General features: G+C 66.8%; 19 protein-coding genes. 6 read left to right on the forward strand and 13 right to left on the reverse strand.

Annotated elements, in window-relative coordinates:
• Positions 1 to 22 precede the first annotated feature (22 nt).
• The 3 genes from BZF61_RS12950 to pgi all read right to left on the reverse strand — a co-directional run bounded on the left by BZF61_RS12950 (position 23) and on the right by pgi (position 4,052).
• Entirely contained in the window at positions 23 to 1,531 is a 1,509-nt protein-coding gene (locus BZF61_RS12950; RefSeq protein WP_086619810.1) for a DEAD/DEAH box helicase, read from the reverse strand.
• A gap of 324 nt (positions 1,532 to 1,855) precedes the next feature.
• Positions 1,856 to 2,251, reverse strand: coding sequence for a hypothetical protein (locus BZF61_RS12955; RefSeq protein ID WP_086619811.1), 396 nt, complete (start codon positions 2,249 to 2,251; stop codon positions 1,856 to 1,858).
• Between the two features lie 238 nt (positions 2,252 to 2,489).
• Positions 2,490 to 4,052, reverse strand: a complete 1,563-nt coding sequence (gene pgi / locus BZF61_RS12960) for a glucose-6-phosphate isomerase (RefSeq protein WP_086619812.1) — start codon at positions 4,050 to 4,052, stop codon at positions 2,490 to 2,492.
• Positions 4,053 to 4,101: 49 nt separating this feature from the next.
• On the opposite strand from pgi, the gene lepB reads away from it, so the two are divergent.
• The 3 genes from lepB to era all read left to right on the forward strand — a co-directional run bounded on the left by lepB (position 4,102) and on the right by era (position 6,666).
• Entirely contained in the window at positions 4,102 to 4,938 is an 837-nt protein-coding gene (gene lepB / locus BZF61_RS12965; RefSeq protein ID WP_086619813.1) for a signal peptidase I, read from the forward strand.
• Positions 4,893 to 5,618: a ribonuclease III gene (gene rnc / locus BZF61_RS12970; RefSeq protein WP_086619814.1), complete on the forward strand. Its 726-nt coding sequence runs from the start codon at positions 4,893 to 4,895 to the stop codon at positions 5,616 to 5,618. Before lepB ends, rnc begins: the two co-directional genes overlap by 46 nt.
• 121 nt (positions 5,619 to 5,739) lie before the next feature.
• A complete protein-coding gene (era, locus tag BZF61_RS12975) occupies positions 5,740 to 6,666 on the forward strand; it encodes a GTPase Era (RefSeq protein ID WP_086619815.1) in 927 nt (308 codons plus the stop codon).
• Between the two features lie 146 nt (positions 6,667 to 6,812).
• Here the strand turns inward: era and BZF61_RS16100 are convergent, their stop codons facing one another.
• The 5 genes from BZF61_RS16100 to plsY all read right to left on the reverse strand — a co-directional run bounded on the left by BZF61_RS16100 (position 6,813) and on the right by plsY (position 12,587).
• Positions 6,813 to 7,472 (reverse strand): response regulator, encoded by a 660-nt coding sequence (locus BZF61_RS16100; RefSeq protein ID WP_342742815.1) that lies wholly within the window; start codon positions 7,470 to 7,472, stop codon positions 6,813 to 6,815.
• Positions 7,473 to 7,474: 2 nt separating this feature from the next.
• A complete protein-coding gene (locus BZF61_RS15790; protein ID WP_086619816.1) occupies positions 7,475 to 7,765 on the reverse strand; it encodes a hypothetical protein in 291 nt (96 codons plus the stop codon).
• Between the two features lie 90 nt (positions 7,766 to 7,855).
• A complete protein-coding gene (topA, locus tag BZF61_RS12990; RefSeq protein ID WP_086619817.1) occupies positions 7,856 to 10,405 on the reverse strand; it encodes a type I DNA topoisomerase in 2,550 nt (849 codons plus the stop codon).
• Between the two features lie 412 nt (positions 10,406 to 10,817).
• Positions 10,818 to 11,969, reverse strand: a complete 1,152-nt coding sequence (dprA, locus tag BZF61_RS12995) for a DNA-processing protein DprA (protein ID WP_086619818.1) — start codon at positions 11,967 to 11,969, stop codon at positions 10,818 to 10,820.
• Positions 11,970 to 11,999: 30 nt separating this feature from the next.
• Positions 12,000 to 12,587, reverse strand: coding sequence for a glycerol-3-phosphate 1-O-acyltransferase PlsY (plsY, locus tag BZF61_RS13000; protein ID WP_245804638.1), 588 nt, complete (start codon positions 12,585 to 12,587; stop codon positions 12,000 to 12,002).
• A gap of 134 nt (positions 12,588 to 12,721) precedes the next feature.
• Here plsY and murI point away from each other — a divergent pair, with 134 nt between their 5' ends.
• The 3 genes from murI to BZF61_RS13015 all read left to right on the forward strand — a co-directional run bounded on the left by murI (position 12,722) and on the right by BZF61_RS13015 (position 15,673).
• Entirely contained in the window at positions 12,722 to 13,519 is a 798-nt protein-coding gene (gene murI / locus BZF61_RS13005; RefSeq protein ID WP_086619819.1) for a glutamate racemase, read from the forward strand.
• A gap of 158 nt (positions 13,520 to 13,677) precedes the next feature.
• The gene (gene hemA / locus BZF61_RS13010) at positions 13,678 to 14,898 is read left to right on the forward strand and encodes a 5-aminolevulinate synthase (protein ID WP_086619820.1); all 1,221 of its coding nucleotides are present in this window, start codon (positions 13,678 to 13,680) and stop codon (positions 14,896 to 14,898) included.
• An 82-nt stretch (positions 14,899 to 14,980) separates the two neighbouring features.
• On the forward strand, positions 14,981 to 15,673 hold the full coding sequence (locus tag BZF61_RS13015) for a nitroreductase (protein WP_086619821.1): 693 nt from the start codon (positions 14,981 to 14,983) through the stop codon (positions 15,671 to 15,673).
• Positions 15,674 to 15,890: 217 nt separating this feature from the next.
• Here BZF61_RS13015 and BZF61_RS13020 read toward each other — a convergent pair whose 3' ends face one another.
• From BZF61_RS13020 to BZF61_RS13040, 5 genes are all read right to left on the reverse strand, one after another.
• Entirely contained in the window at positions 15,891 to 17,096 is a 1,206-nt protein-coding gene (locus BZF61_RS13020) for a type III PLP-dependent enzyme (protein WP_086619822.1), read from the reverse strand.
• 259 nt (positions 17,097 to 17,355) lie between these two features.
• Positions 17,356 to 17,883, reverse strand: a complete 528-nt coding sequence (locus BZF61_RS13025; protein ID WP_086619823.1) for a YbjN domain-containing protein — start codon at positions 17,881 to 17,883, stop codon at positions 17,356 to 17,358.
• A 38-nt stretch (positions 17,884 to 17,921) separates the two neighbouring features.
• A complete protein-coding gene (locus BZF61_RS13030) occupies positions 17,922 to 19,115 on the reverse strand; it encodes a carboxynorspermidine decarboxylase (protein WP_086619824.1) in 1,194 nt (397 codons plus the stop codon).
• A complete protein-coding gene (locus tag BZF61_RS13035; protein WP_086619825.1) occupies positions 19,115 to 19,468 on the reverse strand; it encodes a DMT family protein in 354 nt (117 codons plus the stop codon). The genes BZF61_RS13030 and BZF61_RS13035 overlap by 1 nt, the downstream gene beginning before the upstream one ends.
• Positions 19,465 to 20,364 (reverse strand): peptidyl-alpha-hydroxyglycine alpha-amidating lyase family protein, encoded by a 900-nt coding sequence (locus tag BZF61_RS13040; RefSeq protein WP_245804639.1) that lies wholly within the window; start codon positions 20,362 to 20,364, stop codon positions 19,465 to 19,467. The genes BZF61_RS13035 and BZF61_RS13040 overlap by 4 nt, the downstream gene beginning before the upstream one ends.
• Between the last annotated feature and the right edge of the window lie 27 nt (positions 20,365 to 20,391).

Below are 20,391 nucleotides of genomic sequence, written 5' to 3' on the forward strand. Positions count from 1 at the left end.
CTGGTGCGGCTACACGGGAATGTCAGGCGCTCGCGGCGCGGGAACGGCCGGCATCGCCACGGCCACGGCCGCGGCGGTTGCGGCTGCGATTGCCGCCGCCATTGCCGCCGCCATTGCCCTGGCCATGCCCTTGCGGGCGGGCAGCGCCCTTGCCGGCATGCGCGGGTTTGCCGCCCTGCGGCCGGCGATCGCTTTCCGTCCGGCGCGCTTGCGCGTGCGGGGCGCGGCGCTCGCCTTGCGGGCGTCTTTCGCAGCTGTGCTCGCCCTGTCGGGGGCGATGCTCGCTCTTGGAGGCCCCGCGCTGGCCGAGTGGACGCGGCTGCACCCGCTTTACTGGCTGTCGCGGTGCAGGCTTTTCCGGCCCGACACCTTCGACCACCGCGCGGAAATTGGCCGGCAGCGGCAGGCGCTCCGGCTCCGCGCCGGTCGTCTTGCGAATGTCCTTGAGATAGGCCCGCTCGTCCTCGGCACAGAAGGCAATCGCCACCCCGTCGCGCCCCGCGCGCGCGGTGCGACCGATGCGGTGGACATATTGTTCGGGCACGTTGGGCAGCTCGAAATTGATCACATGGCTGACGCCCGGAATATCGATCCCGCGCGCGGCGACATCGGTCGCGATCAGGATCGGCACGCGCGCCTTGCGAAATTCATCGAGCGCACGCTGGCGCTGCGGCTGGGACTTGTTGCCGTGGATGGCGTTGGCCTCGATGCCGGCCTGCGCGAGCTTCCTCACCACCCGGTCCGCGCCGTGCTTGGTGCGGGCGAAGATCAGCACGCGCTCGATCACGCCGGGCACCGCGTGGCGGCCCTTGAGGATCATTTCCAGCAAGGACAGTTTCTCGTCCTGCTGCACCATCAACAGGTATTGCGCGATACGCTCGGCCGTGGTGCTTTCGGGCGTCACCGAAACCTGCACCGGATTGTGGCAATAGCCGCCCACCAGCTCCCTGATTGCCTTGGGCATGGTGGCGCTGAAGAACAGCGTCTGGCGCTGCTTGGGGGCGAGCTCGCGGATCTTGCGCAGCGCATGGATGAAGCCGAGGTCGAGCATCTGGTCAGCCTCGTCGAGCACGAGGATCTCGATGCCGGAGAGGTTGAACGCCTTCTGGTCGACCAGATCGAGCAGGCGGCCGGGCGTGGCGACGAGGATGTCGGTGCCGCGGTGCAGCTTGTTGCGATCCTTGCCCACCGAAGTGCCGCCGACGATGCACTGCACCTTGAGACCAGCGAGCGCGCCGTAATCCTTGGCGCTGTCGGCGATTTGGACCGCGAGTTCGCGGGTGGGCGCGAGCACCAGCATCCGGCAGGATTTGAACGGGATCGGCTTGTCGGCCTCGCGCAGACGATCGATACCGGGGAGCATGAAGGCGGCGGTCTTGCCCGTGCCGGTCTGGGCGATGCCGAGCAGGTCGCGCCCCTTGAGCACCGGCGGGATCGCCTGTTCCTGAATCGGCGTGGGCGCCGTATAGCCCTTGATAGCCAGGGCCTGGAGCACGGGCTGCGACAGCCCGAGGTCAGCAAATGTTGTCATGTAAACTCGCATTGTGTGCGGCGCGCCTGCGTCAATCCTGAACGGATGACGGGCGCGGCGCGGGGGTTGAAACCGCCCGCGTGAAAAGGGAAGTCCTGAGAGAGAACCGAGGCGCGGCCGGGGCGGATGTTTTTTGGAATTCCGCCGCTTCACGCATGGCTAGCGCGCTTCGATGGGGCGCATGTGGGGGATGCGCAGCCAAAAGTCAAAGGATTATCGATCGGGCGCAATCACCGTGGCGAAGGGGATCTCTCCGGGATAGGTTCCGCGGGCCGGTTCGCCCCGTGCATCACGCGTCGGAGCAAAACGCCAATCCTTCGCGCATCAATCCTTCTCGCGCATTTCCACGTAGTTGAGACGACCCTCATAGGTCCCCTCGACCGGCTGGCCATTGGCATCCAGCGCCGGTTCGAAGCTGTGGTGCTTGAGCAGCACTTCGCACAGCTTTTCATTCACGTAGTTCATGCGGAACCTTTCGGTCAGGTGACATTCGGTCGGTGCGCCCGTCGCATCGACATCGAGCCGGTAGCCCACCTCGCGGCGCCAGACCCTGAGGCGCGAGGATGCCGTCAGGAATTCGCGCTCGCCATCGAAAGAGATCAGCCGCGCCGGCCTGGCCTTGGAGCGCGCCGTGCTGTCCGCCGGATCATCCTGTGCCTCCAGCGCGGAAGCGGTGCCGAGGGCGAACAGAATGGTGGCAGGCAGCATCAGATTTTTCATCACAAGGCCCCGGAACAACGAAAGCGGACAGGCGCGGGGCCGCGACGATAGCCGTTCGGCCCGGAGACGCAAATCTTCCGCGGCAAAGCGGAAAATTCGGTGCGAAATGTCCCGCACCGGGCGATGCTGTGGCCGTTTCTTGCCGACGCGCGCAAATTTGCGCCTTGCCGGCAAAATATTTGCAATGGCGCACCGCGAAGCAGCGCGGCCGGTGTGGCACGCGCGCATCAGCGCCGCGTCAGGCCAGACCCGCCGCCGCCATCAGCGCTCTGGTGCTGGGATCGAAGTCTCCCTCGCCCGCATCGATCTGCTTGGCGATCGCCTTGCCCAGCTCCACCCCGAACTGATCGAAGGGGTTGATTCCCATCAGCACGGCATTGGCGAAGGTGCGATGTTCGTGGAAGGCGATCAGCGCACCGAGCGCGGCCGCGTCGCAATCATCGACGAGGATCGTGGTCGAAGGCCGGTTCCCCGGATAGGCGCGCGCCGGATCGTGGGAAGGCTTGCCCGCCATCAGCGCTGCACCCTGCGCCAGGCAGTTCATCAGCAAGGTGCGATGATGCACCGGATCGAGCGCGTCGCCCGACGCGATTGAGGCAATGAAATCAACCGGGATTAGATGCGTGCCCTGATGCAGCAGCTGGAACACCGCGTGCTGCGCGTCGGTGCCGACCCCGCCCCAGGTGACAGGGGCGGTTGGCCCGTCGACCGGCTCGCCATCGAGCGTGACGCTCTTGCCGTTCGATTCCATTTCGAGCTGCTGAAGATAGGCAGGCAGCAGCGCGAGGCGCTCGTCATAGGCGAAGACCGCGCGCGTCTGACACCCGTGCAGACGGGTGTAATACTGATCGGCAAAGGCGGCGAGCAGCGGGGCGTTGGCGCGGCCCTCGGTCGTGCGGAAATGATCATCGACCGCCTTGGCACCGGCCAGCATGGCGGAAAATTCCTCCATCCCCACCGCCAGCGCGACCGGAAAGCCGATCGAGGAGAACAGCGAATAGCGCCCGCCCACGCTTTCGGGGAATGGCAAGATGCGGGTCTCGTCCACCCCCCATGCGACCGCCTTGTCCGGCGCGGCGGTGAGCGCGACGACCCGTCCGCCGGGATCGGCGATGCCATTGTCCGCCAGCCACTTCAGCGCGCTCGCGGCGTTGGTCATGGTCTCGATGGTGGTGAAAGTCTTGGAGGCGACCGCAATCAGCGTGGTCTGCGGATCGCAGGCGGCAAAGGCGCGTTCGAGCGCCAGCCCGTCGATATTCGAGACCACGTGAACCTCGACCAGCGCCAGATCGCGGGTCAGCGCGTCGATCGCCAGCGCCGGGCCGAGCGCCGAGCCGCCAATGCCGATCGCGATGCAATGGCGCACTTCGCCGAGCGCGCCTTCGTGGATCGCGGCGACCAGCATCCCCATGCGCGCAAGCAGCGCCTCGGCCTCCTCGACCTGGGCCTCGGTGCCGCTGCCCCGAAGCGCTGCGTGGGTGGCGGCGCGGCCCTCGGTGACATTGACAATCCCGCCGGAAAACAGCGCCTCGCGCGCCGCGGCAAAGCCCGATGCGGCGGCCAGAGCCTCGAAGGCCGCGAGTTCGGCCTCGCCCAGATGGGTCTTGGCGAAGTCGATGATCATGCCCGCCTCTGCCGCGCTACCGGGCGCAAGCGACCATGCGATGCGCCGGGTCATGGCTGCCGCGCGCCCGGGATCGGCGGCGAACAGCGCAGCCAGCGACACCGGCTCCAGCGCCCGCAGGCGTGTCCATGCCGCGGCGACACCTGACGTGTCGCGCGCCCATCCCGATCTGCTCATCGCCGTTCCCCTTTGCGCATGTCTGCGGCGGCGAGTAAGGGCAGAGGCGATGGATGTTAAGAGCCAATCTTTCACGGACCCCCGGCTTGCTGCCGCAGTCGCGCCGCGCCGCCGGGAAGGTGGCGGATTCGTCTGGTTTCTCATCAAGTTGCTGGTGGTTGTCCTGGCGCTTCGCGTATTCGTATTCTCGCCTTTCTCGATCCCTTCGGAGAGCATGCTGCCCCGGCTGATGAAGGGGGATTACCTGGTTGCGGCCAAGTGGCCCTACGGTTTTTCGCGCCATTCGCTGCCCTTCGATCTGCCCCTGCCCGCCGGCCGCGTGCTGGCAAGCCCGCCCGAACGCGGCGACGTGGTGATCTTCAAGCACCCGGTCGACGGCAGCGACTACATCAAGCGGGTGATCGGCCTGCCGGGCGATTCCGTGGCGGTGATCGGCGGGCAGGTGGTGCTCAACGGCCAGCTGGTGGAGCGCAAGCCCTTGCACGATTTCCTCGCGCCGATGTCGCCCAATACCGGCTGCACATGGGGCGGCAGGGTGGTGCAGCTGAAAGACCGCAGCGAGGCCTGCGCCTACCGCCGCTTCCGCGAGAGCCTGCCCGGCGGCAGGCGCTACGAGGTGCTCGATTTCGGCCTCACCCCAGGCGACAGCTTCGCCCCCGTCACCGTGCCCGAGGGCATGATGTTCGTGATGGGCGACAACCGCGACAATTCGCGCGACAGCCGCTGGCCAGCGGCAGCCGGCGATGCGGTGGGCCTCGTCCCGCTTGAGCGGCTGGTGGGACGCGCCGGGATCATCGTCTGGTCAACCGACGGCAGCGCCGAGTGGGCCAAGCCCTGGACATGGTTTTCCGCCACCCGTTGGGCCCGGATCGGAGCAAGCCTGTGACCGGACTCGATCGCGCCACCCGCGAATGGCTCGAAGTGCAGGGCTTTGCCGTGCGGGACGAAGCGCCCTGGCTCGAAGCGCTCACCCACGGCAGCTTCAACGGCGCGGGCGGCGGGGCGACCGATTACCAGCGGCTCGAATTCCTCGGCGACCGCGTGCTCGGCCTGGCGGTTGCGAGCTGGCTCTACCGCGCGGGCGACGCGCCGGAGGGACGGCTCTCGCAGCGCCTCAACGCGCTGGTCAGCGGGGCGACCTGTGCGCGGATCGCGCGGCGGATCGGGCTGCCCGCGCATATCCGGCTCGGCAAGCAGGCCCGCGACGATGGCGGGGCGGACAGCGAGAAGATCCTCGGCGACGTGATGGAGGCGCTGATCGGGGCCTGCTTCATCGAGAACGGCTTCGATGCCGCGCAGAGCGCCGTCTATCGGCTGTGGGCGCGCGAGCTGGAAGGCGATCTCGGCAAGGCCAAGCATCCCAAGAGCGCGCTGCAGGAATGGGCCGCGGGCAACCGCCGCCAGATGCCGCAATACGAGGTGATCGACCGTTCCGGCCCCGATCACGCGGCGCGCTTCACGGTGCGGGTCTCGATCCGCAATGTCGGCGAGGCCGAAGCCACCGCCTCGAGCAAGAGCGCGGCGGAAAAGCTTGCTGCCAAGGCCTTTCTCGAGCGGTTCGGCTAGATTTCGTTCACCAAATGTTTCACGTGAAACATCGCACCGGCCGGCCCACCGGCGCGAATGAGCCGGCCATGGTCGCGCGCCGCCCTTCGACAAAGCCGGGCGCTTTCGATATGAGCGCCCCATGACAGATACCACCCCCAACCCGTCACGCTGCGGCGTGATTGCCGTGCTCGGCGCGCCCAATGCCGGCAAGTCGACGCTGGTCAATGCCCTCGTCGGGCAGAAGGTGGCGATCACCAGCGCCAAGGCGCAGACCACCCGGGCACGGATGCTGGGGATTGCCCTGCACGCGCTGGCCGACGGCACGCCGGTGCAGATGATCCTGGTCGACACCCCCGGCATCTTCGCCCCCCGCCGCCGGCTCGACCGGGCGATGGTCAGCGCGGCCTGGGAAGGCGCGGAGGCCGCCGATGCGGTGCTGCTGATGGTCGATCCCGTTAAGCAGCGTCGTCACGAGCTTGAGCCGCTGCTGGAGACGCTGGCAGGGCGGCCCGAGCGCAAGATCCTCGTCCTCAACAAGGTCGATCGCACGCGGAAGGAACCGCTCTTGGCATTGGCGCAGGAGCTTACCGGCAAGGTCGATTTCGCCGAGGTGTTCTTCATCTCCGCGCTCACCGGTGAAGGCGTGCCGGAGATGAAGGAGGCGCTCGCGCAGATGATGCCCGAGGGCGCGTGGATGTATCCCGAAGACCAGGTTTCCGATGCCTCCGAACGCCTGCTTGCCGCCGAGATCACCCGCGAACAGCTCTACCGGCAACTCCACGAGGAACTGCCCTATGACAGCGCAGTGCGGCCCGAGAAATACGTGGTGCGCAAGGACGGCAGCGTCGAGATCCACCAGCAGATCGTGGTGGCCCGCGACAACCAGCGCGCGATCGTGCTCGGCAAGGGCGGCGCGAGGATCAAGGCGATTGGCGAGGCCGCGCGCAAGGAACTGTCCGAGATGCTGGGCGTGAAGGTGCACCTGTTCCTGCACGTGAAGGTGCTGGAGAACTGGGCCGAGGACAAGGAGATCTTCGCGGAAATCGGGCTGGACTGGGTGCGCTAGGTGCAGGCCGAAAGCGGTCCCCGCCCAAGTCCATTGCGGCGGTGATACCCCTTGGCGCTGTGCCCATTTTCGTCACCCCAGTGCCGACCCAAACCAAGGGCCGCATGACGCCGCACTGGCGAGGAAGGGCGTGACGCGGGCGTGCCTCAGCCCTGCGCCAGCTTCTCCAGCTTCGCCTTCAAGGCCGCCTCGTCGAAGGGCTTGACGATGTAGTCGTCCGCCCCGGCGGCGATGCCGTCGTGGATGTCCTTGGCCTCGCCGTTCGAGGTGCAGAACACCACCACCGGCTCCTTGGGCGTGGGGATGCTCCGCAGGCGGCGCACGAAGGTGATGCCGTCCATTTCAGGCATATTCCAGTCGGTCAGCACCAGATCGGGCATCGCCTTCTGGCAGCGCGCCAGCGCCTCCTCGCCGTTCTCGGCCTCGATCGGCACGTAACCGAGGCTGAGCACGATCTTGCTCGAAACCTTGCGGATCACCCGACTGTCATCGACGATCAGACAGGTCTTGGCGGCGGCAGCCGGAGCGGGGCGGCCGGCGTAGCGGTCGCGCATCACCTTGGCGGCAGCGACGATCGAATCCGTGTCGCCATCGGGCGCCGCAGGCGGGCGCGGCGGCAGGTCATCCACCGCAGCAGCGGCTGCCGGCGCGGTTGGCCGGGGCGCAGCCGGTGCCGCCGCGGGCGCTGCTTCCCTCTGCGCCGATCCGCGCGCCTTTTCACTTTGGGCAAGCTTTTCGGCCAGGGTCCTGCCTTCGATACCGCTGCGGCGATTCGGGCCGGTATTGCGCTTGATGAGGTGCTGCACGGTCAGCGCCCTCCGCCGATCGAGGCATAGCCGGCCTCGTAAGCCCCGTAGCCCTCGCCATATCCTTCGCTGACCGAGCCGGCGCCCTCGCCAGGGGTCATGCGCACGTGCAGATAGGGCATCCACACATCGCCGAATTCGGCCTTCTGATACCACACGTCGAGCACGTCATAGCTCGCCCACATCCCGTCGGGTTCGCGCAGACGCAGCCCCTCGCCGATGCGCGGCACTGCGGCAAAGCGGATGCGGGCCTGGGTCTGGTGCGTCTCGTTCTGGACTTCGATCTCAATCACGGTGCAGCCCCTGGTCTTGAGGCTAACGTGATAGGCGGGAATGCTTTATGATTTACCAACGCAGCGGCACCGCGCGGTGCGGCCAGGGCGCTATTTCGCCGCCTTTTTTGCCGGTGCCTTCTTTTTGGCGGGCGGCTTCCTTGTCGGCGCGGCCTTCTTCCTGGCCCCGGCCTTGGCCGAACCCTTGGCCGCGCGCGAGTCGATCAGCGCGATCGCTGCTTCGAGCGTGATATCCTCGGGCTTCACATCGCGCGGAATCGTGGCGTTGGTGGTGCCGTCGGTGACGTAAGGCCCATAGCGGCCCGGCATCACCTTGATCTCGGCCCCGCTGGTCGGGTGCGCGCCGAGCGCGGCGATCGCCTCGGCCTTGCCGCGCGCCGCCGCGCCGCCTGCTGGCGCCTGGGCGAGGATATCGACCGCACGGTTCATCCCGATTTCGAACACCTCGCGGGTGGTGGCGAGCTTGCCATACTTGCCATCGTGCCTGAGGTAAGGCCCGTAACGCCCGATATTGGACTCGATTTCCAGCCCCGTTTCAGGATGCACGCCGACGATGCGCGGCAAGCCAAGAAGCTTCACCGCCCAATCGAGATCGAAGTCGTCCAGATCCTTGGGGATGCTCGCGCGCTTGGCGTCCTTGCCCTCGCCCAGCTGCACATAGGGTCCGAAGCGGCCCGACTTGCGATAGATGTTCTCGCCGGTTTCGGGGTGCTGGCCGATGATGCCGTCCTCGGCCCCGCCCTCGGCCGCCCCACCCGGCTGGGCAAAGCGGCGGGTGTATTTGCATTCCGGGTAGTTCGAACAGGCGACGAAAGCCCCGAATCGCCCGCCACGCAGGGAAAGCCTGCCGCCCGATCGGCCTTCCGCCGCGCACAGCGGACAGGCGCGCGGGTCGGAACCGTCCGCGCGCGGGGGGAACAGGAAATCGGAGAGATAATCATCGAGCGCCTCGGTCACCTCCGAGGGCAGCTTCTCCATCACCTCATCGGCCTTGGGCTTGAAGTCCTTCCAGAACCGCGCGAGCAGCGCCTTGTAGTCCTCGCGGCCGTCGGACACGACATCGAGTTCGTCCTCCATGCCCGCGGTAAAGTCATAGGCGACATAGGTCGGGAAGAATCGTTCGAGGAAGGCGGTCAGCAGCCGGCCCGATTCCTCAGGGAAAAAGCGGTTCTTCTCGATCCGGACATAGCCGCGCTCGCGCAGGGTCTGGATGGTCGAAGCATAGGTGGAAGGCCGGCCGATGCCGAGCTCCTCCAGCCGCTTGACCAGCGAGGCTTCGGAAAAGCGCGGCGGCGGCTGGGTGAAGTGCTGCATCGCCTCGACCGCACGCTTGGCGGGCGAGTCGCCCTTGCGCATCACCGGCAGCAGGCCGCCATCCTCGTCTTCGCTGTCGTCCAGCCCTTCCTGATAGACCGCGAGGAAGCCCGGAAAGCGGACCACCTGGCCGGTGGCGCGCAATTCGTGGCTACCGGTGACATCGCGCAAGGTGACGGTGGTGCGTTCGAGCTGCGCGGCGGCCATCTGGCTTGCCATGGCGCGCTTGAAGATCAGGTCGTAGAGCTTGGCCTCGTCGCCCGTGCCGGCGCGTTCCCGTGTGAAATCGGTCGGCCGGATCGCTTCGTGGGCCTCCTGCGCGTTCTTGGCCTTGGTGCTGTAGAATCGCGGCTTTTCCGGCAGATAGGCCCCATCATAACGCGCTGCGATGGCATCGCGCAGGGCGTGGATCGCGCCCATGTCCATTTGCACCCCGTCGGTGCGCATATAGGTGATCGCGCCGGCCTCGTAGAGGCTCTGGGCAAGGCGCATGGTGTGCTGCGCCGAATAGCCCAGCTTGCGCGCGGCTTCCTGTTGCAGGGTCGAGGTGGTGAAGGGCGGCGCGGGGTTGCGCTTGAGGGGCTTGGTCTCCACGCCCTCGACGGTGAAGCGCCCGGCTTCCACCGCGGTCTTGGCCGCAAGCGCGATGCCTTCATCCCCAAGGCTGAGCTTGTCCAGCTTCTCGCCCTTGTAGGTGACCAGCCGTGCATCGAACTGCGTGCCGTCATGCTCCATGTGCGCGACGATGGTCCAGTATTCCTCTGGCCGGAAGGCCTCGATCTCCCGCTCGCGCTCGACGATCAGGCGCAGCGCGACCGATTGCACGCGGCCCGCGCTCTTGGCTCCGGGCAGCTTGCGCCACAACACCGGCGAAAGCGTGAAGCCGAACAGATAGTCGAGCGCGCGGCGGGCGAGGTAGGCATCGATCAGCGGCTGATCGAGCGCGCGCGGGCGCGCCATCGCCTCGGTCACCGCCTGCTTGGTGATCGCGTTGAAGGTGACACGGTCGACCTGCTTGGGCAGGCTCTTGCGCTGCTTCAGCAGCTCCTGCACGTGCCAGCTGATCGCCTCGCCCTCGCGGTCGGGGTCGGTGGCGAGCACGAGGCGGCTTGCCCCCTTGGCGGCATCCGCGATCTCCTTGAAGCGGCTCTGCTTGTCCCGGTAAAGTTCCCAGTCCATCGCGAACCCCGCCTCGGGATCGACGCTGCCATCCCTGGCAGGCAGATCGCGAACATGGCCGTAGGAGGCGAGAACCTTGTAGTCCTTGCCCAGATACTTCTCGATAGTCTTGGCCTTGGCGGGGGATTCGACGATGACAAGCTGCATGGCGGCTGTGGAGAGGTCCCTTACGTGTACGTGTGCGCGAGGGTGGGGCCGGTGCAAGTAGGCCGTCAAGCGGCTTGTGTGAAGCCAAAGCCTTGGGGGATGGCGCAGCCGAGCAGGCCCTTGATCCTGCTGCTTTGCGCGCCGTCGCGAACAGGCCCTGCCCGCGCGCCGCGACACGGGCGAAGGCGGTGATCACGCGGGCGAAGCGCCAGAACCGCGGCAGAAACGGCGCGGCGCGGCCCGTCGGTCGCGCGCATGACAAAGCCGCAGGCGGCCTGAGGAACCGGGAACGCGGCATCACCCCGGCCAGTCCGCTTGCCATCCGCCGCGCCGGAAACTGCCGGTCTGGCCCGCAAGCGGCGGGTGCAAGGCTCGCCGGAATCGCTTTCGTGTCGCGCGCCAAAGCGCGATGTCATGCCGCCTCGCCCGCGCCCGAGCGTCGCACCGTGCCATCTTCTTCACGCACCAGCTCGCCCGCGAGTTCGAGTTCGAGCAAGGCCATGTGCACCTCGGCCACGCTTGCGCCGGACTGGCGGATCAGCTCGTCGATGCCCACCGGCGCATGGGTCAGCAGGCTGGCGATGTCGCCGGAAAGATCCACACGCGCCTCGCCCCAGTCGAGCTTGGCGAGTTCGGCATAATCGAAGTCGCCCGGCTTCTCGCTCACCCGCAAGCGCGAGCGCGGCGCGCCGGTGAAGCCGTGCAGCAGCTCGATCACATCCTCAGGCCTCTGCACCAGCACCGCGCCTTCGCGGATCAGCTCGTTGCAGCCGAGACTGCGCGCATCGAGCGGGGAGCCGGGGATCGCCATCACCTCGCGCCCCGCCTCGCCCGCGAGACGCGCGGTGATGAGGCTGCCCGATTGCGGCGCGGCCTCGATCACCAGCGTGCCGAGCGCCAGCCCGGCGATGATGCGGTTGCGCGAAGGGAAATGCCGCCCGCGCGGCTCGGTGCCGGGCGGCTGCTCGGCGATCAGCAGCGCCTCGGTCGCGATGCGTTCCTGGAGCTGCGCGTGCTGCGGGGGATAGGCGATGTCGATGCCGCTCGCGATCACGCCGATGGTCTGCGGGAAGGCGCCTTCATGCGCCGCGCCGTCGATGCCGCGCGCAAGGCCCGAGACGACGGTGAAGCTCGCCTCGGCCAGCGCGGCGGCGAAATCGCGGGCGAGCTTGACGGCGCCCGCGCTGGCATTGCGCGCGCCGACCAGCGCCACGCATGGCTCCGAAGCCAGCGCGAGACGGCCCCGGCAGGTGACAATCGGCGGGGCGTTGTCGAGCTCGGCCAGCAGCGCGGGGTAACCGGGCTGGTCGTGGAACAGGTAGCGTGCCCTCGCTGCGCGCACGGCAGCGACCTCGCGCTCGATGGCCCCGACGGGCGCCGGGCAATATGCCCCCCGCCCCCGGCGCGCGAGATCGGGCAGCGCATCGAGCGCCGCCACCGCCGTGCCGAAGCGCGCCAGCAGCTGGCGATAGCTGACCGGACCGATATTCGGCGAGCGCAGCAGGCGGATACGCGCGAAAGCCTCTTGCTGCGAGAGCACCGGCTGCGCCCCCCCGTGCTCCATTAGACGTGCTCCATCAGCCGTGCGCCGGCACTACGGCCTGCCCGCGGAACCAACCTTCGGCTCCTCGCCCCGCATCAGCCGGCCGATGTTCTCGCGGTGCCGGACAAACACGATCGCCGCGATCGCCCATAGCGGCGCCACGATCTGCGGGAAGCCCATGCCCCAGGCGACCAGCGGCGCGGCGATGACGCTGACCAGCGACGACACGCTGGAAATCCGGCTAATGGCGAGCGTCGCCCCCCAGATCATCGCGCAGACGAAGAACGCCGGAAAGGCCAGCGCCCCAAGCGCGCCGGCCGCGCTGGCAAAGCCCTTGCCGCCCTTGAACCTGAGCCAGGGCGTGAAGCAATGCCCGGCCACGGCCGCGACCGCGGCGATGCCTTCCGCGCCGGGCCACCAGGCCTTGGCCACCAGCACCGGCACCACCGCCTTAGCCGCATCGAGCAGCACGGTTGCTGCCGCCAACCCCTTGTTGCCGGTGCGCAGCACGTTGGTCGCACCGATGCTGCCGCTGCCGATCTTGCGCACGTCGCCCAGCCCGGCAGCCCGGGTGAGGATGAGACCAAAGGGCACCGAGCCGAGAACGAAGCCCAGCAGCGCGGCAAATACAGCGTCCAATCTCTCTCTCCCTTCGGGGCGAAGCTTGTCGAACCCCCGCACTTCTTCTAGCGCAACTTCTGTAAGGAAAAACGGCCGTTGGGCAATGCCCGCCGACGGTTGCGACAAGCGCGGGGCAATCGGATCTGAGGAACTTGGACACATCCTCCCCCATCCTGCTGTTCGATTCCGGGGTCGGCGGGTTGACCGTCTATGACGCACTGCGCGAGGTGCTGCCGCAAGCGCCGGTGATCTATGCCGCTGATCTGGCGGGCCTGCCTTATGGCAGCAAGACCGAAGCGCAGATCGCCGCGCGGGTGGCGGGGCTGCTGGGGCGCATGGCCGAACGCTTTCGCCCGCGCCTGATCTGCATCGCCTGCAACACCGCCTCGACCATCGCGCTCGGCATGGTGCGCGAGGTGCTGGAGGTGCCGGTCGTCGGCACGGTGCCCGCGATCAAGCCTGCCGCGGCCCTCACCCGGACTGGCACCATCGGCCTCGTCGGCACCGAGGCGACCATCCGCCAGCGTTATGTCGATGACCTTCAGAGCCGGTTTGCCGCCGACAAGCGCCTGCTGCGCATCGCCGCCCCCGCGCTGGTGGGGGCAGCAGAGGCCAAGCTGCGGGGGGAAGCGGTCGATCCGGCGGTTATCGCCGATGTGCATGACCGGCTGGCAGCCATGCCCGGCGGCGCGGCGATCGACACGCTGGTGCTCGCCTGCACCCACTTCCCGCTGCTGTCCGAGGAGCTGGCCGAAGCCTTCGGCCCGCAGGTCGCGCAGGTCGACGGAGCGCAGGGCATCGCGCGGCGCATCGCGCATCTGCTCGAAGGGCAGAGCCTCGCCATCGCCGGCGCCCCCAACCGCTTCGTCGTCACCGGCCCCTTGAGCGGCGCGGCGGGGCTTGAGGCAGCGCTCGCCGCGCGCGGTTTCGGGCCTGCCGAAGCCTTCTGAAGCTTGCGAAACGCTCGCAAAGATCGCTGTGGCAAAAGGCCCCCTTACGCCTTAGATATCGTGCTGAAACCATCCGTCGCCGCGCGGGTTGTCGGCGGATAGATCAGGCAGGATCCAGGGCGGCGCTCGCCGGGCGCGCCCCAGCTGAAGAGACGCGTGTGAACTACAATCAGATCTTCGATCAGGCGATCGAGCGCCTGCATGAGGAAGGCCGCTACCGCGTCTTCATCGACATCATGCGCAACAAGGGTGCCTATCCCAACGCGCGCTGCTTCCACGGCCACAACGGCCCCAAGCCGATCACGGTGTGGTGTTCCAACGATTACCTGTGCATGGGCCAGCACGAAAAGGTGATCGACGCGATGGAAGCCGCGCTGCACGATGTCGGGGCCGGCTCGGGGGGAACCCGCAATATCGGCGGCAATACGCACCTGCATGTCGAACTCGAAGCCGAGCTTGCCGATCTCCACGGCAAGCAGGCCGCGCTGCTCTTCACCAGCGGTTATGTCTCGAACGACGCTACTCTCTCGACGCTGGCCAAGCTGCTGCCGGGCTGCGTCATCTTCTCCGACGAACTGAACCACGCCAGCATGATCGCCGGGATCCGCAATTCGGGCTGCGAGAAAAAGGTGTTCCGCCACAATGACGTGGCGCATCTGGAAGAGCTGCTGGCGAGCGTCGACATCGAAACGCCCAAGCTGATCGCCTTCGAAAGCGTCTATTCGATGGATGGCGATATCGCCCCGATCCACGCGATCTGCGACCTCGCCGAGAAATACAATGCGCTGACCTATATCGACGAGGTTCACGCGGTGGGCATGTATGGCGCGCGCGGCGGCGGCATCAGCGAGCGCGACGGCGCGGCACACCGGATCGACATCATCGAAGGCACGCTGGGCAAGGCCTTCGGGGTGATGGGCGGCTATATCGCAGCCTCCTCCAAGGTGGTGGACTGCATCCGCTCCTATGCGCCGGGGTTCATCTTCACGACGTCGCTTTCGCCGGTGCTGGTGGCGGGAGTGCTGGCCTCGGTGCGGCACCTCAAGCAATCATCGGAGGAGCGCAATGCCCAGCAGCGCGCCGCCGCGCTGCTCAAGCTGAAGTTTACCGAGGCCGGCCTGCCGGTGATGGATTCGGTCACCCACATCGTCCCGCTGATGATCGGCGATCCGGTGCGGGCCAAGACGATCAGCGACATCCTGCTGGCCGAATACGGCATCTATGTTCAGCCGATCAACTTCCCCACCGTCCCGCGCGGAACCGAGCGGCTGCGTTTCACGCCGGGGCCGTTCCACACCGAAGCGATGATGGACGAGCTGACCGCGGCGCTGGTGGAAATCTGGGATCGTCTGGAACTCAAGCTGGCCGAGGCGGCATAGGCCCCTTCCCGTGCCATAGCCTGCTTTGAGCCGCGGCCCGGCTGCGCTAACGCCTTTCCCGAGACAGATTCGGGAGCGAACAATGGGCGGCACGCCTGACCAGACTTACGCCGAGGTCGTCCTTGGGCGGCGCAGCATCCGCGGCTACCTCGACAAGCCCGTCCCGCGCGCGCTGATCGAGGAAGTGCTGGAAATGGCGATGCGCTCGCCCTCGTCGATGAACACCCAGCCCTACCACTTCCACGTCATCACCGGCGAACCGCTCGACCGGATCCGCAAGGGCAACACCGAGCGGATTCTCGCTGGCGAGCCCGATAGCCGCGAGTTTCGCAAGGGCCGCCCGTTTCAGGGCATCCACCGTGATCGGCAGGTGGCCTGCGCGATCCAGCTGTTCGAGGCGATGGGCATCGCCCGCGACGACAAGGCGGCGCGGCAAGACTGGGTGCTGCGCGGCTTCCGCCAGTTCGACGCGCCGGTCTGCGTGATCATCACCTATGACAGGGTATTGTCCGATGCCGATGACACCGTGTTCGATTGCGGCGCGGTGACGACCGCGCTGGTCAACGCGGCATGGAGCAAGGGGCTGGGCTGCGTGATCAACTCGCAAGGGATCATGCAAAGCCCCGTGGTGCGCGAACATGCCGGCATCCCGGATGATCAGGTGATCATGAAAGCGGTAGCGATGGGCTGGCCCGATCCCGATTTCCCGGCCAATCCGGTGCGGATCACCCGTCGCAGTGTCGCCGAAGCGGCGCGCTTCATCGGCTTCGACTGAGCGCGCCCCCCGGCCAAGCTGCCGCACCGCTCGCCGGCTGGCTTCGCCTGGTGCTTGCCTAGTGAAGAGCGGCCGATGGTTCAGGCGGCCGGCCGCGGCGAGCGCCGCGACCCGTGCCGGCGGCACGCGCGATGGCTTCTTCGCCATGGCGATGGCGCGCCAGACCGGCTGCGGGATCGCTGCCGCCCCGCGCCGAGGCCGGGCGGCAGCGCAAGTCCTAGCGCAAGGACACCACGTTGTCGGCGGCCTCGCGCTGGCGCGAACCGTCGAACATGCTCATCATCGGCTCGTCGGCCACGGTCACCACCGCCGCCGCGCCATAGCCGTTGAAGCCGGTCTTCATCGCCGCGCCATAGGCGCCCAGCATCCCGATCTCGATATAGTCGCCCGCCTGGATGTCGGCCGGAAGCCGGAATGGGCCCTTCATGTAGTCGGCATCGTCGCAGGTCGGCCCATAGAAGGCGAAGTCCTGATCATCCTCGATCAGGTCGTCCTCGAGCGCGCGCACCGGGAAGCGCCACGCGACGTGGGCGGCATCGTAGAGGGCGCCATAGGCGCCATCGTTGATGTACAGCTCCTCACCGCGGCGCTTGTTCACCTGCACGATCATCGAGCTGTATTCGGCCGAAAGCGCGCGACCGGGTTCGCACCACAGCTCGGCGTTGTAGGCAATCGGCAGGGCCTCGAAATGGCGGGCGATGATCGCGAAGTAATCTTCCATCGGCGGCGGTTCGAGCCCGGGGTAGGCGCTCGGGAAACCCCCGCCTACGTCGATCATGTCGATCACCACCGAGGCCTCGGCAATCGCCGCGCGGGTGCGGTCGAGCGCCTGAACGAAGGCGAACGGGGTCATCGCCTGGCTGCCGACATGGAAGCACACGCCCAGCCAGTCGCAATGCTGGCGGGCTTGCTGCAGCAAGGCCGGCGCCTGGACGAGATCGCAGCCGAACTTGCTGGCGAGGCTCAGCTCCGAATATTCCGACGAAACGCGCAGCCGCACGCACAGGCGCAGATCGCGCGGCGCTTCGCGGGTGACGGGGTGACGGCAAGCCTCGACGATCTTCTCCAGCTCCTCGACCGAATCGAGGCTGAAGGTGCGCACGCCATGGGCGAAATAGGCTTCTCTGATCGCCGCCGGGGTCTTTACCGGATGCATGAAGCACAGCACCGCCTCGGGCAGCAGGTCGCGCACCAGCCGCACCTCGGCAATCGAGGCGACATCGAAATGGGTAATACCCGCGCTCCACAGCACCCGGATGAGATCGGGCGCCGGGTTGGCCTTGACCGCATAGAGCACCTTGCCCGGAAACTTCTCGACAAAGAAACGGGCAGCGCGCCGCGCGGCGTGCGGGCGGTTGAGGATAACGGGTTCGTCCGGGCGGAGATCGCGGACTACAGCCAGTGCGTCAGGATAGATGTGCAACTCAAGGGACCCCCAAAACGGTTCTGTTAAACCATAAAACGACAAGCTGCCTTGCGGTTTGGAAGTCCCCTTGGGGCAGCGGAAGCGCGCAGATAGGGCCTGGGGGCCGAAATGCAAACAAAAAATGGGGCTGCGCAGCCGCAAATGTTACTTTTTCGAGACACCCTCGCCAACATGACCGGAATGTGACGGAAATCACAGGATTTCCGGCGACCCGCTGATGCAGGCATGAGCGATCAGAATGGGATTTTGCGGGCCCTCAGCTGCCCGTGGACGGCTGCTGCGCAGACTCGCCGGCTGCGACCGGATAGGCCTCGCCAATGAGGCTCAGCAGCACTTCGACATTGGCGCGCAGATTGGCCATGGTGACCCCCTCGTCGAGCACGACGTAACGGGTGAAGCCGAGCGACTTCTGCTCGAAATCGGCCCACACATTGAGCGCGGCATATTCGCTGTTGGCCTTGGCGATCGTCTCGTAGGTGGTGGCCGGCGGCAGATCGAACTGCACCTGCATCAGCACGCCCTGGCAGCCGGACACGCCGTTCATCCCGCAGGCCGTGCCGAGCAGGACATATTTGAGCTGATCGCGGTCTTCGGCGAGCACCACGATCTGCCCGCCCTCGCCTTGTTCGAGCACCTGATGCCCAAGCGCGCCGACCAGAGCCGCCAGATCGGCGGTGTCGATCGACTTCACCACCCGGTCAGGCACGAAATCCTGCGCCGCAGCCGGGGTCGCCAGCCCCGCCAGCGCCAGCGCGCCCACCACGCACCATCCTGCAAACCCCATCAAGCCTCCTGCAGCATCGCTGCCGGGCCTTCCCCGGATCAGCTCAGGCGATCCCTGAAATCCTCGTAGTCGAATCGCCTGATGCAGTCGAGCGCGTCGGTCTCGCTGTCCCACAGCCAGATGCTCGGCAGCGCCACGCCGTTGAAGGTATTGGTTTTGACCATCGAATAATGCGCCTGATCGAGGAAGGCGAAGCGCGCACCGGGTTCGGCGGGTACCGGCAGGCGATAGTCGCCGATCACGTCGCCCGCGAGGCACGATGGCCCGCCCAGACGAATCGGGATCATGCGTTCATCCTGCAATTCGCCCAGCATCGCCGGGCGATAGGGTGCCTCGAGCACATCGGGCATATGGCAAGTCGCCGAGATATCGGTGATCCCCACCGGGATCTCGTTGAAGTGCGTGTCGAGCAGCGTGCCGACGAGAATCCCGGCATCGAGCGCCACCGCCTCGCCCGGTTCGAGGATGATCTCGCAGCCGGTGTCTTGCGCTGCATCCTTGAGGAATTCGACCAGTTCCTCGCGCTGGTAATCGGCGCGGGTGATGTGGTGGCCGCCGCCCATGTTGATCCATTTCAATTGCCCGTAGAACGGCTCGATCACGTCGAACACCCGGTCCCAGGTCGCCTTCAATGGCTCGAAATCCTGTTCGCACAGGTTGTGGAAGTGAATGCCCTCGATCCCTTCCAGATGTTCCTCGGTCAGCTGGTCGAGCGGAAAGCCGAGGCGCGAACCGGGGGCGGAGGGATCATATTTGGCGACCTCGCCGGTTGGAACCTGCGGATTGATGCGCAGCCCGACGCTGACGGGCGAACCGTTCGCCGCCGCAGCATCCAGGATCAGCCGCGCGCGCTGGTGCTGGAAGGGCGAATTGAAGATCACGTGATCCGAAAGCCGGCAAATCTCCTCCAGCTCCTCGGGCTTGAAGGCGGCGGAATAGGTCGCGATCTCGCCATCGTAGAACTCGCTCGCCAAGCGCGCTTCCCACAGGCCGGAGGTCGACACCCCGTCGAGATATTCGCCGATGATCGGCGCGACCGACCACATGGAAAAAGCCTTGAGCGCAGCAAACACCTTGATGTTCGCCCCCTCGGCTGCGGCCGCATCGCGCACCGCGGCCAGCACCCGGCAATTGGCGCGCAGCTTGGCGGCATCGACCACGAAGGCAGGGCTGTCGACCCGCGACAGATCGAAATGGGCAAAGGCGCCCGGATCACCGGCCTTGGTCTGCATCAGCCGAGCGGGCTCTTGAAGATCATGAATGCGCCTCCTGCAATCAGGGCAAAACCGAGAAGCTGGCTCGGCCCCGGCGTCTGTCCGAACAGTGCCCAGGCCACCAGCACGAATGCGCCGAGAGATAGGACCTCCTGGATGGTCTTCAATTCGGCAAGCGAATAGTGGGCGATGCCGATCCGGTTGGCGGGCACCGCGAGGCAATATTCGAACAGCGCGATTCCCCATGCCAGGCCGATCGCGGCGAGCATTCCCAGCGAGGGCTGTTTGAGGTGGTAATACCACGCGACATTCATGAGGATGCCCGATGCCGCCAGCAGCAGAATCGGCCAGAGCGCGGCGAGACTCGTCATTTCACCCCTCCGCCTGGCAGCTTGAAGCGCACCACGCGCCCGCCCGCCACATCAGCGAGATAGGCATGGCCGTCCGGCCCGAGCGCAAGATCGTGGCCGAGGCTGGCATCCTTGCCCGGCAGGCCGATATCGTAGGATGCCTCGATCGTTCCATCGGCGGCATAGACGCGGATGATCGCGCTCTTGCGATCGGCGCCGTCGCGCCCCTCGACCGCGAGCAGCCGTCCGCCGCCGAGAGGCTTGAGGCCGTAGGTGTGGTTGCCTGCGCGCGCGGCCCAGCTGGCAAGCTCCTTGCCGTCGTGATCATGGACCGCGATCCGCGCATGTTCACGGTCGGCAACGTAGATGTGCGCCTCGTCCACCGCCACCGCATGGGCGACCTTGAACGCGCCCCAGTCGCGGATGAAGGTTCCTTGCGGGGAGAACTCGGCGACGCGGGTGTTGACATAGCCATCGGCGACGAGCACGCGGCCCGGCAGAAAGGCGACATCGGCCGGGCGGCCGAAATGGGCAGCGTCCTGCGCGCTGACGCCGCGTTCGCCGAGCGTGAGTTCCAATGCACCTTCGGGCGAGAAGCGCATCACCTGTTCGCGCGCGACATCGGTGATCCACACCTTGCCTTCCGGGTCGATCGAGATGCCGTGCGGCATGATGAATTGCCCCGCCCCCCATTGCGCGAGCAACCTGCCGTCAGGCGCAAACTTGAACACGGTTGGCTCGTCGATCGGCGCGCTGGGGAAAGGCTCCTCCCACTTGCGTCCGGCGCGGTGCAGCACCCAGACATTGCCAGACGGGTCGACATCCACCCCGCTGGCCTCGCCAAACGGCGCACCCTGCGGAATGGTCGGCCAGTCGGTATCGACCGCCAGCCTGGGCACGTCCTCGGGCGGGGGCATGGCAGCATCACAGGCCGCAGGCGCAAG

This window comes from Erythrobacter tepidarius, assembly GCF_002155695.1.
Lineage (GTDB): Bacteria > Pseudomonadota > Alphaproteobacteria > Sphingomonadales > Sphingomonadaceae > Erythrobacter > Erythrobacter tepidarius.

Coding starts and splice junctions, on each gene's coding strand:
- BZF61_RS12950 (WP_086619810.1), bottom strand. CDS start 1,531: ATGACAACATTTGCTGACCTCGGGCTGTCGCAGCCCGTGCTCCAGGCC.
- BZF61_RS12955 (WP_086619811.1), bottom strand. CDS start 2,251: ATGAAAAATCTGATGCTGCCTGCCACCATTCTGTTCGCCCTCGGCACC.
- pgi (WP_086619812.1), bottom strand. CDS start 4,052: ATGAGCAGATCGGGATGGGCGCGCGACACGTCAGGTGTCGCCGCGGCA.
- lepB (WP_086619813.1), top strand. CDS start 4,102: ATGGATGTTAAGAGCCAATCTTTCACGGACCCCCGGCTTGCTGCCGCA.
- rnc (WP_086619814.1), top strand. CDS start 4,893: ATGGTTTTCCGCCACCCGTTGGGCCCGGATCGGAGCAAGCCTGTGACC.
- era (WP_086619815.1), top strand. CDS start 5,740: ATGACAGATACCACCCCCAACCCGTCACGCTGCGGCGTGATTGCCGTG.
- topA (WP_086619817.1), bottom strand. CDS start 10,405: ATGCAGCTTGTCATCGTCGAATCCCCCGCCAAGGCCAAGACTATCGAG.
- dprA (WP_086619818.1), bottom strand. CDS start 11,969: ATGGAGCACGGGGGGGCGCAGCCGGTGCTCTCGCAGCAAGAGGCTTTC.
- BZF61_RS13015 (WP_086619821.1), top strand. CDS start 14,981: ATGGGCGGCACGCCTGACCAGACTTACGCCGAGGTCGTCCTTGGGCGG.
- BZF61_RS13025 (WP_086619823.1), bottom strand. CDS start 17,883: ATGGGGTTTGCAGGATGGTGCGTGGTGGGCGCGCTGGCGCTGGCGGGG.
- BZF61_RS13030 (WP_086619824.1), bottom strand. CDS start 19,115: ATGCAGACCAAGGCCGGTGATCCGGGCGCCTTTGCCCATTTCGATCTG.
- BZF61_RS13035 (WP_086619825.1), bottom strand. CDS start 19,468: ATGACGAGTCTCGCCGCGCTCTGGCCGATTCTGCTGCTGGCGGCATCG.
- BZF61_RS13040 (WP_245804639.1), bottom strand. CDS start 20,364: ATGCCCCCGCCCGAGGACGTGCCCAGGCTGGCGGTCGATACCGACTGG.